This window comes from Pararhizobium capsulatum DSM 1112 (assembly GCF_030814475.1).
Taxonomy (GTDB): domain Bacteria; phylum Pseudomonadota; class Alphaproteobacteria; order Rhizobiales; family Rhizobiaceae; genus Pararhizobium; species Pararhizobium capsulatum.
Map to the genome: position 1 here is coordinate 160,462 of NZ_JAUSVF010000001.1, position 14,403 is coordinate 174,864.

The 14,403-nt window shown below is 58.2% G+C and carries 14 protein-coding genes; 5 read left to right on the forward strand and 9 right to left on the reverse strand.

Annotated features, from left to right (window positions below):
- Positions 1-73: 73 nt before the first annotated feature.
- From QO002_RS00780 to QO002_RS00795, 4 genes are all read right to left on the reverse strand, one after another.
- A complete protein-coding gene (locus tag QO002_RS00780; RefSeq protein ID WP_307225722.1) occupies positions 74-469 on the reverse strand; it encodes a YkvA family protein in 396 nt (131 codons plus the stop codon).
- Between the two features lie 46 nt (positions 470-515).
- On the reverse strand, positions 516-833 hold the full coding sequence (locus QO002_RS00785) for a 4a-hydroxytetrahydrobiopterin dehydratase (protein WP_307225724.1): 318 nt from the start codon (positions 831-833) through the stop codon (positions 516-518).
- Between the two features lie 78 nt (positions 834-911).
- Positions 912-1,490, reverse strand: coding sequence for an RNA 2',3'-cyclic phosphodiesterase (gene thpR, locus QO002_RS00790; protein ID WP_307225726.1), 579 nt, complete (start codon positions 1,488-1,490; stop codon positions 912-914).
- A gap of 120 nt (positions 1,491-1,610) precedes the next feature.
- Complete coding sequence (locus tag QO002_RS00795) at positions 1,611-2,255, reverse strand: arylesterase (protein WP_307225728.1); 645 nt, start codon at positions 2,253-2,255, stop codon at positions 1,611-1,613.
- A gap of 84 nt (positions 2,256-2,339) precedes the next feature.
- On the opposite strand from QO002_RS00795, the gene QO002_RS00800 reads away from it, so the two are divergent.
- The 4 genes from QO002_RS00800 (at position 2,340) to QO002_RS00815 (ending at position 7,190) form a co-directional block, all read left to right on the forward strand.
- Positions 2,340-3,047 (forward strand): ABC transporter ATP-binding protein, encoded by a 708-nt coding sequence (locus tag QO002_RS00800; protein WP_370878528.1) that lies wholly within the window; start codon positions 2,340-2,342, stop codon positions 3,045-3,047.
- A gap of 11 nt (positions 3,048-3,058) precedes the next feature.
- The gene (locus QO002_RS00805) at positions 3,059-5,599 is read left to right on the forward strand and encodes an ABC transporter permease (RefSeq protein ID WP_307225732.1); all 2,541 of its coding nucleotides are present in this window, start codon (positions 3,059-3,061) and stop codon (positions 5,597-5,599) included.
- Positions 5,600-5,818: 219 nt separating this feature from the next.
- The gene (locus QO002_RS00810) at positions 5,819-6,562 is read left to right on the forward strand and encodes a Bax inhibitor-1/YccA family protein (protein WP_307225734.1); all 744 of its coding nucleotides are present in this window, start codon (positions 5,819-5,821) and stop codon (positions 6,560-6,562) included.
- A 70-nt stretch (positions 6,563-6,632) separates the two neighbouring features.
- A complete protein-coding gene (locus QO002_RS00815) occupies positions 6,633-7,190 on the forward strand; it encodes a GNAT family N-acetyltransferase (protein WP_307225736.1) in 558 nt (185 codons plus the stop codon).
- A 10-nt stretch (positions 7,191-7,200) separates the two neighbouring features.
- Here the strand turns inward: QO002_RS00815 and QO002_RS00820 are convergent, their stop codons facing one another.
- The 3 genes from QO002_RS00820 to acnA all read right to left on the reverse strand — a co-directional run bounded on the left by QO002_RS00820 (position 7,201) and on the right by acnA (position 11,616).
- On the reverse strand, positions 7,201-7,605 hold the full coding sequence (locus QO002_RS00820) for a DUF2794 domain-containing protein (RefSeq protein WP_307225738.1): 405 nt from the start codon (positions 7,603-7,605) through the stop codon (positions 7,201-7,203).
- 387 nt (positions 7,606-7,992) lie between these two features.
- Positions 7,993-8,763 carry a DUF1223 domain-containing protein gene (locus QO002_RS00825; RefSeq protein WP_307225740.1) on the reverse strand — a complete coding sequence of 257 codons (771 nt, stop codon included), beginning with the start codon at positions 8,761-8,763 and terminating at the stop codon, positions 7,993-7,995.
- Positions 8,764-8,925: 162 nt separating this feature from the next.
- Positions 8,926-11,616 carry an aconitate hydratase AcnA gene (acnA, locus tag QO002_RS00830; RefSeq protein ID WP_307225742.1) on the reverse strand — a complete coding sequence of 897 codons (2,691 nt, stop codon included), beginning with the start codon at positions 11,614-11,616 and terminating at the stop codon, positions 8,926-8,928.
- 265 nt (positions 11,617-11,881) lie between these two features.
- On the opposite strand from acnA, the gene ccmA reads away from it, so the two are divergent.
- The gene (gene ccmA, locus QO002_RS00835) at positions 11,882-12,520 is read left to right on the forward strand and encodes a heme ABC exporter ATP-binding protein CcmA (RefSeq protein ID WP_307225744.1); all 639 of its coding nucleotides are present in this window, start codon (positions 11,882-11,884) and stop codon (positions 12,518-12,520) included.
- A gap of 431 nt (positions 12,521-12,951) precedes the next feature.
- Here the strand turns inward: ccmA and QO002_RS00840 are convergent, their stop codons facing one another.
- Together QO002_RS00840 and QO002_RS00845 are read right to left on the reverse strand one after the other, a co-directional pair.
- Positions 12,952-13,659 (reverse strand): hypothetical protein, encoded by a 708-nt coding sequence (locus QO002_RS00840; RefSeq protein ID WP_307225746.1) that lies wholly within the window; start codon positions 13,657-13,659, stop codon positions 12,952-12,954.
- A 21-nt stretch (positions 13,660-13,680) separates the two neighbouring features.
- Positions 13,681-14,373 (reverse strand): hypothetical protein, encoded by a 693-nt coding sequence (locus QO002_RS00845; protein ID WP_307225748.1) that lies wholly within the window; start codon positions 14,371-14,373, stop codon positions 13,681-13,683.
- Positions 14,374-14,403 lie beyond the last annotated feature (30 nt).

Below are 14,403 nucleotides of genomic sequence, written 5' to 3' on the forward strand. Positions count from 1 at the left end.
AATCAGGCAAGAGTTTGACGCTGGTAGCCCCACGCCATCACAACCGCAAAAGTGGCGCTCTGAGACGGGGCATTTACCGCTTCGCCGTGCCGCCTTCGGCTATCTCATCCGTCAAGGCATCGTCAGCCCTGATATAATGCTCTTCCTTGATCTGCCCACTGATCGCGGCAAAGGCCGCCGTCAGCACGGCGATGTCATCGGAAAACCCGACAAACGCAAAAACATCGGGGATGACATCGAAAGGCAGCACGAAATAGGCCAGAGCCCCGAGCAGGATACCGCGCGTGCGCATTGGCGTCGCCGGATCCATGGCGCAATAATATGCGGCGACCACGTCGCGGCTGAACGGCAGTTGCCGCATCGCCCGCTTCATGGTCGGCCAGAAACGCCGACGCACTTTGCTGGCGCGCGCTTCCTGTTCGCTTTCCTCGCCCGGTAAGAGAATTTCCCCGATCTTGACGTCGTCCATATTGCCCGGTCCGTTTTCCATGCTCCAGATATGGGAAGGTCGCTTTCTATTTCAAATGATCCGGCATTCGGCCGGCCGCCGCCTTATCCATTTTTTCTGCGAGCTTGAAATCGAGATCCGTCAATCCATTGGCCGAATGGGTGGTCAGCGTAACATCCACCTTGTTGTAAACGTTGAACCATTCCGGATGATGATCGAGCTTTTCGGCGCTCAGCGCCGCCTCTGTCATGAAACCGAAGGCCTCGACGAAACTCTTGAAGCGGAATGCCTTCCAGATCGAAGCGCCGTCGTCGGCAAGCACCCAGCCGTTCATCACCTTCAGGCGCTCGGCAACATCCGCAGCCTCAAGCTTTTCCCGTGTCATGGCAATTCCTCCTGTCGCATCATCGTGCGAAGCAGAATGAAGCTGACCGTTGTCAGAGGCAATAGGTCTCAGACGGTATCAGAGAGGGTGCAGATCGCCGTTGGAAAGCCCGGTCGAGAGCGGCTCCTGGAGCGGGAATATCTCTTCCGTGAGATAAGGTCCGCCGCCGATCGAATCGCGCGACGAGAGAAGGACAAACCGTGAAACGGTAAACGAGTTCGTATGGAAGCCGCCGCGGCCTGAGAGATAACGAACGACATCTTCGACGCGCGAATTGCGCAAACGCGCCAGTGTCACATGCGGGGTAAATTTGCGCGGATCGGCAGGAAGGCCAAGCCTCTGGCAGATCCGTTCGACCTCGGCCTGCAGGGCATAAAGCTCCGGCGGATTGCTGACCCCGGCAAAGATGGAGTGCGGTTTCTTCGAGCCGAAGGCACCCATGCCGGTCAGCTGCAGCTGGAACTCCGGCCGATTGATCCGGTCCAGCCGATCGACGATCTCGTCGGCGGTTCGTCCGTCGACGTCACCGATGAAGCGTAAGGTTATGTGGTAATTCTCTACGTCGATCCAGCGGGCACCGGGAAGACCACCCCGCAACAATGACAAACTCATCGCGGCATTACGCGGTATCTCGAGGGCGGTGAAAAGTCTCGGCATGTCGAGCTCCCCGAATCTCTTTCAGATACCTCAGCGAATCACGGCCGAGGCCTCTGCGCAACTGTAATTTCGCACCTGCAATATTTCTCCAAACCATTTAAGAAGTTCTGCACATCCAGTTCAAGGTTTCGTTTCCCCGATCTCTTCGAGAAATCGCTCGGCGTAGGGAAGAAATTTATCAACCATGACCTGAACCCCCTCGGCATTCGGGTGCATGCCATCCTCGATCTTCAATGCCGGGTTCTCGACAACACCGTCCAGAAAGAATGGATAGAGATCAACAAAATATGTTGCAGACAGGTCCGGATAGATCGGATTGAAGCGCTTGGCATAATCTTCGCCCATATTCGGCGGCGCGAGCATGCCGACCAATAGCACCGGAATTTTGCGGATGCTCAGCTTCTCGATCATGGCAACCAGGTTCTTGCGGCTTTCCTCGGGCGGGATGCCACGCAGCGCATCGTTGGCGCCGAGCTCGAGGATGACACCTTTCGTCCCATCAGGTACCGACCAGTCGATGCGGGCAAGGCCGCCGGAGGTCGTGTCTCCGGACACCCCGGCGTTGGTGATCACGATGTCGTGACCCTTGGCCTTCAGAGCTTTCTCAAGCCGCGCGGGAAAGGCATCTTCGGCAGGCAGCTGGTAGCCGGCCATGAGACTGTCGCCAAAACCCACCATCTGCAGGGTCTCAGCTTGGGTCGCGGACGTTACGGTAAAGCCAACTGCAAGCGTCAACAAAAATGCTGCAAACCCTTTAATGACCATGCTTTCGTCCCTAAGTCGGCGGAAGATCGAGCCTTCCGGGCATTTGATATTTTACATATAGGATGGATTTTCTTGCCAAGAACCATGATCGCGCTGAAAAATGCGGACCTCACCCTCGGCCAGGCGGCAGCCTCGGTTCATGTGCTCAAATCCATGACACTCGACATCGAAGCCGGTCAGTCCGTGGGCATTGTCGGACCTTCCGGCTCCGGCAAGTCCACCCTGCTGATGGTGCTGGCGGGTCTTGAACAGCTTGATTCGGGCGAAATCGTCATTGACGGCACACCGCTTCACGGCCTGAGCGAAGATCGGGTTGCCGCCTTCCGCGGGCGCAATATCGGCATCGTCTTCCAGTCCTTCCACCTGATCCCCAATATGACCGCGCTTGAAAATGTCGCCGTGCCGTTGGAACTCGCCGATGTGCGGGATGCCTTCGACATCGCCCGGCGTGAGCTCGTCTCCGTTGGTCTTGGCGAACGGCTTTCGCACTATCCAGGCCAGCTTTCGGGCGGTGAGCAGCAGCGCGTGGCCATCGCCCGCGCCTTGGCGCCTTCACCGAAGCTTCTGATCGCCGACGAGCCGACCGGCAATCTCGACGCAGAAACCGGAAGACAGATTGCCGATCTGATCTTTTCCAAGCAAGCCGAGCGGGACATGACGCTGGTGCTCGTGACCCACGATCCGGCGCTTGCCGATCGGTGCTCGCGGCAAGTGCAGGTGCGCTCCGGCGAAATCGTCTCCTCCGGGCACAAGACGGAAAATTCGGTCCGCTCGGAAGCCCTCTCCGCATGAGGACGCTCTCAATGCCCGACGGATTGCGTCTTTCGCTGGCCTTTCGACTGGCGCTTCGCGAGATGCGTGGCGGCCTCAGAGGTTTTTATATTTTCCTCGCCTGTATCGCGCTTGGAACCGCGGCCATTGCGGGGGTGAATTCTCTCTCTCAGTCGATCACGGGTTCGATCGCCTCCCAGGGGCAGGGCCTTCTCGCCGGCGACATGCGTTTCGAGTTGAACAACCGCATGGCAAGCGAAAGCGAACGCGCTTTCATCGACAGCCTTGGCGATGTTTCGGTCTCCGTCGGGCTGCGCTCGATGGCGCGGTTGCCGGATGGCTCCAACCAGGCGCTCGTCGAGCTGAAGGCCGTCGATGGCGCCTATCCGCTCTATGGCGCACTGGAGAGCGAGCCGAAAACCCCCTTGAAAGACATGCTGGCCACCAGCGGCGACCGACACAAGGCGCTGGCCGCACCGCTTCTTCTGGAGCGTCTCGGCCTTGCCGTCGGCGACGAACTGCTGCTCGGTAAGGCGCGCATCATCATCGCTGGCACCATCGTCACCGAGCCTGATGCACTTTCGGACGGTTTCGGCTTTGCCCCACGCCTGTTGGTTTCCTCCGATACGCTTGCCGCATCCGGCCTCGTGCAGACGGGCAGCCTGGTGGAATATGCCTACAAGGTGAAGGTTTCCGATCCGACATCAGTGCCCGCGCGCGTCAGCCAGGCCCAGGAAAAATTCCCGCAGGCCGGCTGGTCGATCCGCACCAGCCGCAACGCAGCACCATCGTTGACCGCAAACATCACCCGCTTTTCGCAGTTCCTGACCCTCGTCGGCCTGACCGCCCTGATCGTCGGCGGGGTTGGGGTCGCCAATGCTGTGCGGGCCTATCTGGATTCCAAGCGTGGCGTCATCGCAGCCTTCAAATGCCTAGGCGCCCCCGGCTCGCTGATCACCACCATCTACCTGACGCAAATCCTGATGATTGCCGCGATCGGTATCGTCATCGGCCTCGCTCTCGGCATGCTCATTCCCTATGTCGCCGCTCAATTTTTGGCGGGCATGTTGCCGGTATCCACCGATTTTGCGCTCTACCCCTCTGCGCTCGGTCTGGCTGCCCTCTTCGGCATCCTCACTGCGCTCGCCTTTGCCTTCCTGCCGCTTGGTCATGCGCGCAACGTGCCGGCGACGGCGCTCTTTCGCGAGCAGAGCTTCGAGCGACAGGCATGGCCGCGCTGGCCCTATATCGTTGCTACCGTCGGCTGCCTTGTCGCCCTTGCCGGGCTTGCCGTATTCACCGCCTATGACCGGACGATTTCCCTGACGTTCCTTGGTGCAATCGCCTTCTCCTTCGTCGTGCTGCGCGGCGTTTCGATCGTCGTTGCCTTGCTGGCAAGGCGTGCACCACGGGTGCGCTCGCCCGCGCTGAGACTTGCCATCGGCAATATTCATCGTCCGGGTGCCCTCACCCCGTCCGTTGTCCTTTCGCTTGGGCTGGGTCTCGCGCTTTTGGTGACATTGGCATTGATCGACGGCAATCTGCGTCGGGAATTGACCGGAAATCTACCGGAACGCGCGCCGAATTTCTTCTTCGTCGATATCCAGGGCAGCGAGATCGAAGGGTTCCGCAACCTGCTCCAGCAGAACCTGCCCGATGGCAAGATCATCGAAGTGCCGATGCTGCGCGGCCGCATCCTCGCCTTCAACGGCCAGGACGTCAGCAAGATGAAGGTGCCACCCGCCGGCCAGTGGGTGCTGCGAGGTGACCGCGGCATCACCTATGCCAAGAACAAGCCGGAGAACTCAAGCCTTTCCGAAGGCGAGTGGTGGAGCGGGAATTATTCCGGAAAACCGCTGGTCTCCTTCTCTGCGCAGGAGGCCGGCGAGCTTGGCCTCAAGCTCGGCGATACCGTCACCGTCAATGTTCTCGGCCGCAACATCACGGCGAAGATCGCCAACTTCCGCCGCGTCGAGTGGGAATCACTGTCGATCAACTTCGTCATGGTGTTTTCGCCCAACACGTTCGCCGGCGCGCCGCATGCCTGGCTTGCAACCGTCATCGACCCGAAAGCAACGGCGCAAGCGGAAGCAACGACGCTGCGGGCGGTCACCAACACCTATCCGACGATCACCAGCGTGCGGGTGAAGGACGCGCTCGACATCGTCAACGAACTGGTTGGGCAACTCGCCACCGCAATCCGGGCAGCCGCCGCCGTGGCGCTTGTCGCCTCGGTGCTGGTACTCGCAGGCGCCCTGGCTGCCGGCAACCGGGCACGCGTCCACGACGCCGTGATCCTGAAGACGCTCGGTGCGACCCGGCGGACGCTCATTCGCGCCTTCTGCTACGAATATGCGATACTCGGCCTCTCGACCGCCGTCTTCGCCCTCTTTGCCGGCGGCGTAGCGGCCTGGTTCGTGGTCAGCCAGATCATGACACTGCCATCGCGTTTCCTGCCGGATGTCGCCATCGCGACCATCGCAATTGCGCTCGTCGTCACTGTCGGCATCGGGCTTGCGGGAACATGGCGCGTGCTCGGGCAGAAAGCGGCACCCGTCCTGCGCGAATTGTAAATGCGTTACAAATCGTTAACGTTGAGGCTGAAAAGGATGATTACGCCGCTTTTCGGCCGATTCGGCCGCCGAATGGTCTTGTGCGGACCCCATTTCAACATCATATTCTCTTCAGGCATGCTGGAGCCCCGCAGCGGCGCCCGGTCCTTGTAGAGGTTTCATCCGAGATGCGCAGGACCGAACACCGTATTTTCACCCGGAGCTTATTAAGAGGAACCAATGTCCGATCCTAGAAACTACCAAACCCGGATGTCGCCTGCCGGCGCACAGGCGGGGGCTGTTATCGATCAGGGCCTGCGCAGCTATATGCTCAAGGTCTATAACCTGATGGCCCTTGGTCTGGCGATCACCGGCATTGCGGCCTATGCGGCCTTCACCTTTGCTTTCGCTGACGGCCAGCTGACCGCCTTCGGTCAGGCGATCTATCTCAGCCCGCTGAAGTGGGTCGTGATGCTGGCGCCGCTGGGGCTCGTCCTCTTCCTGAGCTTTCGCATCAACTCGATGAGCGTATCGGCCGCGCAAACGACCTTCTGGGTCTATGCCGGCCTGATGGGTCTGTCGCTGTCGTCGATCTTCATGATCTATACCGGCCAGAGCATCGTCCAGACGTTCTTCGTGACCGCAGCCTCCTTCGGCGCGCTGTCGCTGTTCGGCTACACGACGAAGCGTGACCTGTCGGCCATGGGTTCGTTCCTGATCATGGGTCTTTTTGGCCTGATCATCGCCTCCATCGTCAACATTTTCCTCGCCTCCTCTGCCCTTGATTTCGCAATCTCGGCCATGGGTGTGCTGATCTTCGCAGGCCTTACCGCCTGGGATACCCAGAAGATCAAGGAAATGTACTTCGAAGCCGATGGTGCCGACGTTGCCGGCCGCAAGGCGATCATGGGCGCGCTGACGCTCTATCTCGACTTCATCAACCTCTTCCTGTTCCTCCTGCGCTTCCTCGGAAACCGCGAGTAACAAAACGAGTAATATTCATGGAAAGGCGGCTTCGGCCGCCTTTTTTCATTCAAGCCGGTTACCTGATCCCATGACCTTCATCCTGCGTGACGCCACTCCCTCCGATGTTCCAGCCATCACCGCGATTTATCGGGAATCGGTTCTGAACGGGACCGCAAGCTATGAGATCGATCCGCCACAGGAGGAGGAGATGGCCAAGCGCTTTTCGGCGACAACGGAAAATGGCTATCCCTATATCGCCGCTGTGGATGAAGCCGGCACGCTCATCGGCTATGCCTATGCATCCGCTTTTCGCACACGTCCCGCCTATCGCTTTCTCGTGGAGGATTCGATCTATCTTGCGCCCGAGGCACAAGGCCGGGGCCTTGGCAAGGCGCTGCTCCAGGCGCTCATCATCCGCTGCACGGCACGCGGCTTCCGCCAGATGGTTGCCGTGATCGGTGGTGCGCATCCAGCTTCAGTCGCTCTCCATGCGGCCCTGGGATTTCGCGATGCGGGTATCCTGAAAGGCGCTGGCTACAAGCACGGCCGCTGGCTCGATACAGCCTTCATGCAGATCGAACTCGGCGACGGGTTTCAAACGGAACCGGAAGCGGGCAGCTATCCCGACACGCTCTACCGCCGCTGACGCAATGGGGTTACGACTTGACCAGCTTCAGTAGCTTGTCGAACACCTTCAAAACCTGCTTGAGATCGTGACCGCGCTTCAGAATCATGCCGTGGGCGTTGACCACGCTATAGGCACCTTGCTTGGCGGCAAGCTTCGGGTTTTTCTCGATGCGATAAAGCGGCATCTCCCCCGAGCGCTTGAACACGGAAAATACGGCCTTGTCGATCAGGTGATCAAGGGCGTAGTCGCGCCAATCCCCGTCGCCCACCATGCGGCCATAGACCCACAGGATCTGATCGAGTTCGGTGCGGTGAAAGGTAATCGGCAGCGGATCCCTGGCGCCGCGGTAGCTGTTCAGATCGACGACGCCTTCAGGTGTCGCATGGCTCGTCGATCGTGTTGCGCCGTTGTGCAAATCCGGCTCATCGCTCATCAGTATTCCGGCCTTTTATTGTGACAGGACAGTTACAGTGTGCCTGAGCTTCATTGAAAAGCAAGCAGTGAAGATCATCGGTGGTTTTTGACGCTTGCCTCAATTCAGCCAAAACCACGCCCCAATTGCGCGAAACACTCATCCCCGCTGGTACCCGATCCCCCTACTTCAATCAGGCGCCGGCACGCACACGGGAAAGCGTGAATATACGCTCCCCATGTGAAACTGATCCGCAGTGCCGTTCTACTCGTGCCGTTCGGCGCGCGGCCGCGGAAGCGTTCCACGTCCCGGCATCGTTCCGGATGAGGACGCACGCTCGGTCCGGCAACCTCGAACCCTAAGCCCCAGCCCCTCGGCGTTGCCGGACCGGGCCTCTAAACAGAAGCGTTAGTTCGCAGCATTGTTCTTCAGGCTATCCGACGTCAGCGTGGTGGCGCCGATGATTGGACCGGGCGTCTCGCCATCCTTCATCCGCTGCAGCAGAACGGCACAGCCGCCGTTGCGTGCTTCATCGAGCACCATCGCCGGCAGCACGAAGTTTGCCGGCTGACCATCCCACATGCCGATCGTCTGCACGTCGTTGACGGAATGGAGGTAGGAAATCGTCTTGCCGCCGTTCTCGCCGCTCTCGACGTTCACCTGCTGCTGGCGATTGAAATAAACGACAACGACATTGGCCTTGCCTTGCCCCGAGCCGACGCGAATATCAATCTCGTCGCTGCGGCGGGTGGCGGTGATCGGCACCGTCATACCCTTGCCGGAGCTATCGAGGGTCGCAAGCTTGCTGCGAATGCCAGGAAGGTCGGCACCGTTGAGATGGGCACGCCCGTTAAGGATCGCTTGAGGGGTATACACTCCGCTCCGACCCAGCATGCGAGCATAGGCGTACTGGCGGGCAGTGTTTTCCTTGGACGCAAGCGTATCGGCCCAGCCGAGGTAATTCCAGTAATCGACATGATAGGCCAGCGCCACCACTTTGTCTTCGTCGATCAAATTCTTGAGCGCTGCGTCCGCCGGCGGACAGGATGAACAGCCCTGGCTGGTAAACAGCTCCACCACGCCTTTCGGCGAAACCACGTCGCCTGCTGCAACCGGCAGTGCCGCGAGCCCGAAGGCGCAGCCCAGAAGCATACGGCGAAGATGGCATGAGAAGGACATCAGGTTTCTATTCCCAGGGCAGTCGTAAGAGTAAAGGCGCTTCTACATACGCCGCCGTGCTTTCAACAGGAAGTCACGTTGGAGTGAAACTCGCGGCACCGGAAAATTGCGCATGAAAAAGCCGGGGCACAAGACCCCGGCTCGATATTCCAGCAAGATGCTTTACGCTGCAAGATCGCGCAGAACGGTTTGCAGGATGCCGCCATTGTTCATGTAGGTCACCTCATCGAGTGTATCGATACGGCAGATCAACGGAACTTCCTTCACCGAACCATCGCCGTAAGTGATTTGGGCGATGCGCTTTTCGCGCGGCTGGACGTTGGAGAGATTGTCGATGGTGACGATCTCGTCGCCCTTGAGGCCAAGCGTCTCCCAGGTCGTGCCTTCCTCGAAGACGAAAGGTACGATGCCCATGCCGACGAGGTTGGAGCGATGGATGCGCTCGAAGGACTGGGCGACCACAGCCTTGACGCCGAGTAGGTTGGTGCCCTTTGCGGCCCAGTCACGCGACGAACCGTTGCCGTATTCGACCCCGGCGAAGATGACGAGCGGAACACCCTCTTCCTTGTACTGCATGGCCGCGTCGTAGATCGACATCTCTTCCTTCGACGGATAGTGGATGGTGAAGCCACCTTCCTTGCCGTTCGGGCCGAGCATGTGGTTGCGGATGCGGATATTGGCGAACGTGCCGCGCATCATCACTTCATGGTTGCCACGGCGCGTGCCGTACTGGTTGAAGTCGGCAACGGCGACGCCGTGGCCGGTCAGATACGCGCCAGCCGGAGACGCAGCCTTGATCGAGCCGGCCGGCGAGATGTGGTCGGTGGTGATCTTGTCGCCAAACAGGCCAAGCACGCGCGCGCCCTTGATGTCGGAGATGCCCGAACCGGTCTTGCCCATGCCGACGAAGTAAGGCGGGTTCTGGACATAGGTCGAATCGTCGTCCCAGGCGTAGGTCTGACCTTCGGGAACCTGAACCGCCTGCCAGTTCTCGTCGCCCTTGAACACATCGGCGTACTTCGACGCATAGAGTTCGCGGGTGACGTACTTGTAGATGAATTCCTGGATTTCCCTCGAGGTCGGCCAGATGTCCTTCAGGTAGACCGGATTGCCATGCTGGTCATCACCGATCGGGTCCTTGGTCAGGTCCTTCTGCACCGTGCCGGCAAGCGCGTAGGCGACGACCAGCGGCGGGGAAGCGAGATAGTTCGCCTGGACGTCAGGCGAGATACGGCCTTCGAAGTTGCGGTTGCCCGAGAGAACCCCAGAAGCGATCAAGCCCTTGTCGTTGATCGTCTTCGACACCGGCGCCGGCAGCGGGCCGGAGTTGCCGATGCAGGTCGTGCAGCCGAAGCCGACGAGGTTGAAACCGAGCTTGTCGAGATCGACCTGGAGGCCGGACTTGGCGAGATATTCGGCAACCACCTGCGATCCCGGTGCAAGCGAGGTCTTGACCCACGGCTTGGTCTTCAGGCCCTTGGCGACCGCGTTGCGGGCGAGCAGGCCGGCAGCGATGAGGACCGAGGGGTTCGACGTGTTGGTGCACGAGGTGATCGCGGCGATCGCCACGTCACCATGGCCGAGATCGAAATCGGTGCCTTCGACCGGATAACGGTTGGCGAGCTGACCGGGCTTCTTGTAGTCCGTTTCAAGCGAAGTCGCAAAACCGGAAGCGATGTTTTCCAGCGGGATGCGGCCTTCCGGACGCTTCGGGCCAGCCATGGCGGGCACGACATCACCGAGATCGAGTTCAAGCGTGTCCGTGAAGACCAGCTCGGCGCCATCACCGTCACGCCACATGCCCTGCGCCTTGGAATAGGCTTCCACGAGGGCGATGCGCTGTTCTTCGCGACCGGACATGGTGAGGTAGTTGATGGTTTCCGAATCGACCGGGAAGAAGCCACAGGTCGCGCCGTATTCCGGGCCCATGTTGCCGATGGTGGCGCGGTCGGCAAGCGTCATGTTGTCGAGGCCGGCGCCGAAGAATTCGACGAATTTCGAGACGACGCCCTTCTTGCGCAGCATCTGCACGACCATCAGCACGAGGTCGGTCGCGGTCACGCCTTCCTTGAGCTTTCCGGTGAGCTTGAAGCCGATGACTTCAGGCAGGAGCATGGAAACCGGCTGGCCGAGCATCGCCGCTTCCGCCTCGATGCCGCCGACGCCCCAGCCGAGAACGCCCAGGCCATTGATCATGGTCGTGTGGCTGTCGGTGCCGACGCAGGTATCCGGATAAGCGATGATCTCGCCGTCTGCTTCCCTGGTCCAGACCGTCTGTCCCAGATATTCGAGATTGACCTGGTGACAGATGCCGGTGCCGGGCGGGACCACGCGAAAGTTCTTGAAGGCCTGCTGGCCCCACTTGAGGAAGCGGTAGCGCTCGCCATTGCGCTCGTATTCGAGCTCGACGTTGCGGGCAAAAGCATTGGGCGTGCCGAATTCGTCGACGATAACCGAGTGGTCGATAACGAGATCGACGGGAACCAGCGGGTTGATCTTTTCCGGATCGCCGCCGAGCGCCTTGATACCGTCACGCATGGCCGCAAGATCGACAACGGCGGGAACGCCGGTGAAGTCCTGCATCAGCACGCGGGCCGGGCGATAGGCGATCTCGTTTTCGACGAGACCCTTGTTGTTCAGCCACTCGGCGACGGCAAGGATATTTTCCTTGGTGACCGAACGACCGTCTTCGAAGCGCAGCAGGTTTTCCAGCAGCACCTTCATCGAATAGGGAAGATTGGAAACGCCGGCCAGGCCGTTCGCTTCTGCTTTCGGCAGACTATAGTAGACATAGCCTACGCCGTTCACCGAAAGCGTCGAACGACAATTAAAACTGTCAAGGGATTTGGACACTGGATGATACCCCGTTCCGTCTGATCGCCAACAACTGACGTACGAACGCCCGAGCGCTATGAAAGCGCGAAATGGGATGCGGGTACGGCCATTTCCGCTGTCCGTACGTGGAAATCATTCCATGTTCGGCGCTAGGATGAAATTCACGCCGACCGCTGGCGTGTTGGGGCGGTTATAGATAATTTCTGAGAAACGTGCCAGACCAACATTCCCCAAATTGGGACAATTTTTTTGCATTGCGACGAACGTCGTAAAAGGAAGATGAATGCCCCTCAGCCTCGTCGTCGCGGGACTCGGCGCAAAACGCGGTGAGGACCTGATTTTCAAGGATATTTCCTTTGTTCTCGAAGCCGGCGAAGCCTTGATTATCACGGGTCCGAATGGCTCGGGAAAATCTACCCTTTTGCGCGTCGTCGCGGGCCTGCTGTTGCAGGAAGAAGGCACCGTTTCGGCAACGGGAGGAACCCAGGAATTCGGCCATCCCCGCGAGCTCTGCCATTATCTCGGACACCACAACGGCATGAAGCGTGAACTGACGGTGGAGGAAAATCTCACCTTCTGGAAAAAGTTCATGGGTGATTCGGCAGATGGCACTGGTATGGGCGTTTTCCAGGCAGAAGAGGCCGTCGACTTGCCGGGCATCGGCCACTTGCCCTTTGGCTATCTGTCGGCGGGCCAACAGCGTCGCATTGCTTTCGCCAAGCTGCTCGTAGCCCACCGTCCGGTGTGGATTCTCGACGAGCCGACGGCAGCCCTCGACTCCGCTGCGGACACTTTGTTGGCAAAGTTGATTTCCGCTCACCAAAGGAGTGGCGGCATCGTACTTGCTGCAACGCACCAGCCTCTTGCGCTTCAGAACGCCTCTGAGTTGGCAATGACCGGTTTTATTGGATTGTCTGACTAGAATTTGTCAGGGAAAAGCGGAAACCGTTTTCCCCGAAAAGATAAACGAAAACAAAAGAATCTAGCGAATACCCTGGTTCAATCCGAACCGGACATCCTCTAGATTTACCGAAATCGTGTGGCTATCGGGAGCGATCTGACCTCTCGCGAGTCGACCACCGCAGGTCTGCCCGCGCAGTGTCGACTTCTGTTTCGATAGCCTGAGAAATCTGTTTCGCCTTAGCGACCTTGTCAAAACCTGATAAGCCCGCCGCTCTCGCCAAGGATTCAAACTGAGGCAAGAGGCGACCGGCATCACTTTTGGCAGGTCGGGTTCCAGTCCGTTCCATTTGTTCTGGTTTGACAAGGGCCTTGAGCGTAGCGTCGATATCTAACTCAGGCAACTCTTTGACCACCAGCGCTCGCGGTTCATCGAGCCTCAGGATGCCTGGATTATGTGCGACGATGGCGTTCACCAGCTGTCGGCGCAGTTCGGGGTTTGGCGTCCATATGCTCGTGGAGCTGTCCCCTGGCGGTTTTCATGTCTTCATCCATTATATGCCTGTACGCCAGCGCGACAGCCTTGCATCCGTCGTCGCTTCTTGCCTGCTCCCATTCTTCGGCGTTCACAAACAGGTCGATCGCCAATGATGCCATTGCTTTGATGCTTTCTCTGTCATGAAGGTTATCGAGGTGACCGCACATCTCAAGGACGGCAGCCCCCTGTTCGGCCCCATGCCCTTCCAATACATTCCGGACGATCCGAGTCTGAGCCTCTGGGGTTAGCAATTCAAGCCCGGGCGTGGCCGTTCGTATCCAATCGATTGCGGTGGGATTTGAACCGATATCCCAATTTACGTCATCGAAGATGAGCTCTTGAGGAAAGGTCTTTGCATGCAGGTCGTTCTTCAATCTGCCTGCGGCAGCAATTGTGGAGTAATACCGACCCAAAGCATGAGTTTGGTCATTGATAATGGCATGCGTATTTTTGTTGAGGCGACTAAGAAGGTTAAGATCACGTACAGATTTTCTGTCGTCACCATCATGTGGCGTCGCCAGATCGATGAAGGATTCTGTTGGCAGATCTTTGAGCCCAGCAAAGGCCCTGGAATCGTCAGAAGCATTATCGGTAGTCTTTTTTTCAGGATGGTCTTCAACCATTTCCCCCCTCCACTATTGTCCCTAGCGACCCCGTTCTGCACCTCGCGGCCTCTCGTCATAGTGCCGATCATCTACGCTTTGAGTATGCCTTTCTGACGCGGTTTGTCGCCCTTCCGCTGAAGCAGTCCGCTCGTTCAGGTTCTGAAGACAGTTATCAAGGTTAGCATCGGCTCTCGCCATTTCTGCCAGCCTGCGCCTATCCGCGTCTGTATGGAATTCCGCTGTGTGTTCAAGAGCGTGAAACCTTAAATCCAAATCTCCGTCGTGAGAATATCGTTCGCTTTGCGGGAGGTTTCTTATCTGATCTTCGAAATAGTCCAAAACATTCTTCACAACGAAGGACGCCTGGTGTGGAGTGAGTTTTTCTTTAGTAACCTCAGAAATTATCTGAGCCTGATAATAGCTATTTTCTATGTTTGGTATCTGACCAATTACAAATTTTCTAATTTCCAGAGATTTTATTGGCTCATGATTTTCAGATTTTATACTTTGGGTTATTACACTTTGTGCAAACATTGACCCAAGTTCAATATGCTTATCCATTGCATGATAAAGGGCAGCCTTGTCTTCTTTAGCCAAATTCGAATGCAAATGAGCAAGATCATCGGCTGCCCTGCGCCTTATTGGATGTTCAAATCGATCCGGCATCAAAAATTCATCGAGAATGAGCTTGCCGACCTGTTCGGAAGGAGTTCTTTGTATAGGATCTGGCAAGGTCCACCTCTCCATTCGTAAGAAACCAGG

Coding starts and splice junctions, on each gene's coding strand:
- QO002_RS00800 (WP_370878528.1), top strand. CDS start 2,340: ATGATCGCGCTGAAAAATGCGGACCTCACCCTCGGCCAGGCGGCAGCC.
- QO002_RS00820 (WP_307225738.1), bottom strand. CDS start 7,605: ATGAGCGATGAGCCGGATTTGCACAACGGCGCAACACGATCGACGAGC.
- QO002_RS00795 (WP_307225728.1), bottom strand. CDS start 2,255: ATGGTCATTAAAGGGTTTGCAGCATTTTTGTTGACGCTTGCAGTTGGC.
- QO002_RS00805 (WP_307225732.1), top strand. CDS start 3,059: ATGCCCGACGGATTGCGTCTTTCGCTGGCCTTTCGACTGGCGCTTCGC.
- ccmA (WP_307225744.1), top strand. CDS start 11,882: ATGCCCCTCAGCCTCGTCGTCGCGGGACTCGGCGCAAAACGCGGTGAG.
- thpR (WP_307225726.1), bottom strand. CDS start 1,490: ATGCCGAGACTTTTCACCGCCCTCGAGATACCGCGTAATGCCGCGATG.
- QO002_RS00825 (WP_307225740.1), bottom strand. CDS start 8,763: ATGTCCTTCTCATGCCATCTTCGCCGTATGCTTCTGGGCTGCGCCTTC.
- QO002_RS00840 (WP_307225746.1), bottom strand. CDS start 13,659: ATGGTTGAAGACCATCCTGAAAAAAAGACTACCGATAATGCTTCTGAC.
- QO002_RS00785 (WP_307225724.1), bottom strand. CDS start 833: ATGACACGGGAAAAGCTTGAGGCTGCGGATGTTGCCGAGCGCCTGAAG.
- QO002_RS00815 (WP_307225736.1), top strand. CDS start 6,633: ATGACCTTCATCCTGCGTGACGCCACTCCCTCCGATGTTCCAGCCATC.
- QO002_RS00810 (WP_307225734.1), top strand. CDS start 5,819: ATGTCCGATCCTAGAAACTACCAAACCCGGATGTCGCCTGCCGGCGCA.
- QO002_RS00780 (WP_307225722.1), bottom strand. CDS start 469: ATGGACGACGTCAAGATCGGGGAAATTCTCTTACCGGGCGAGGAAAGC.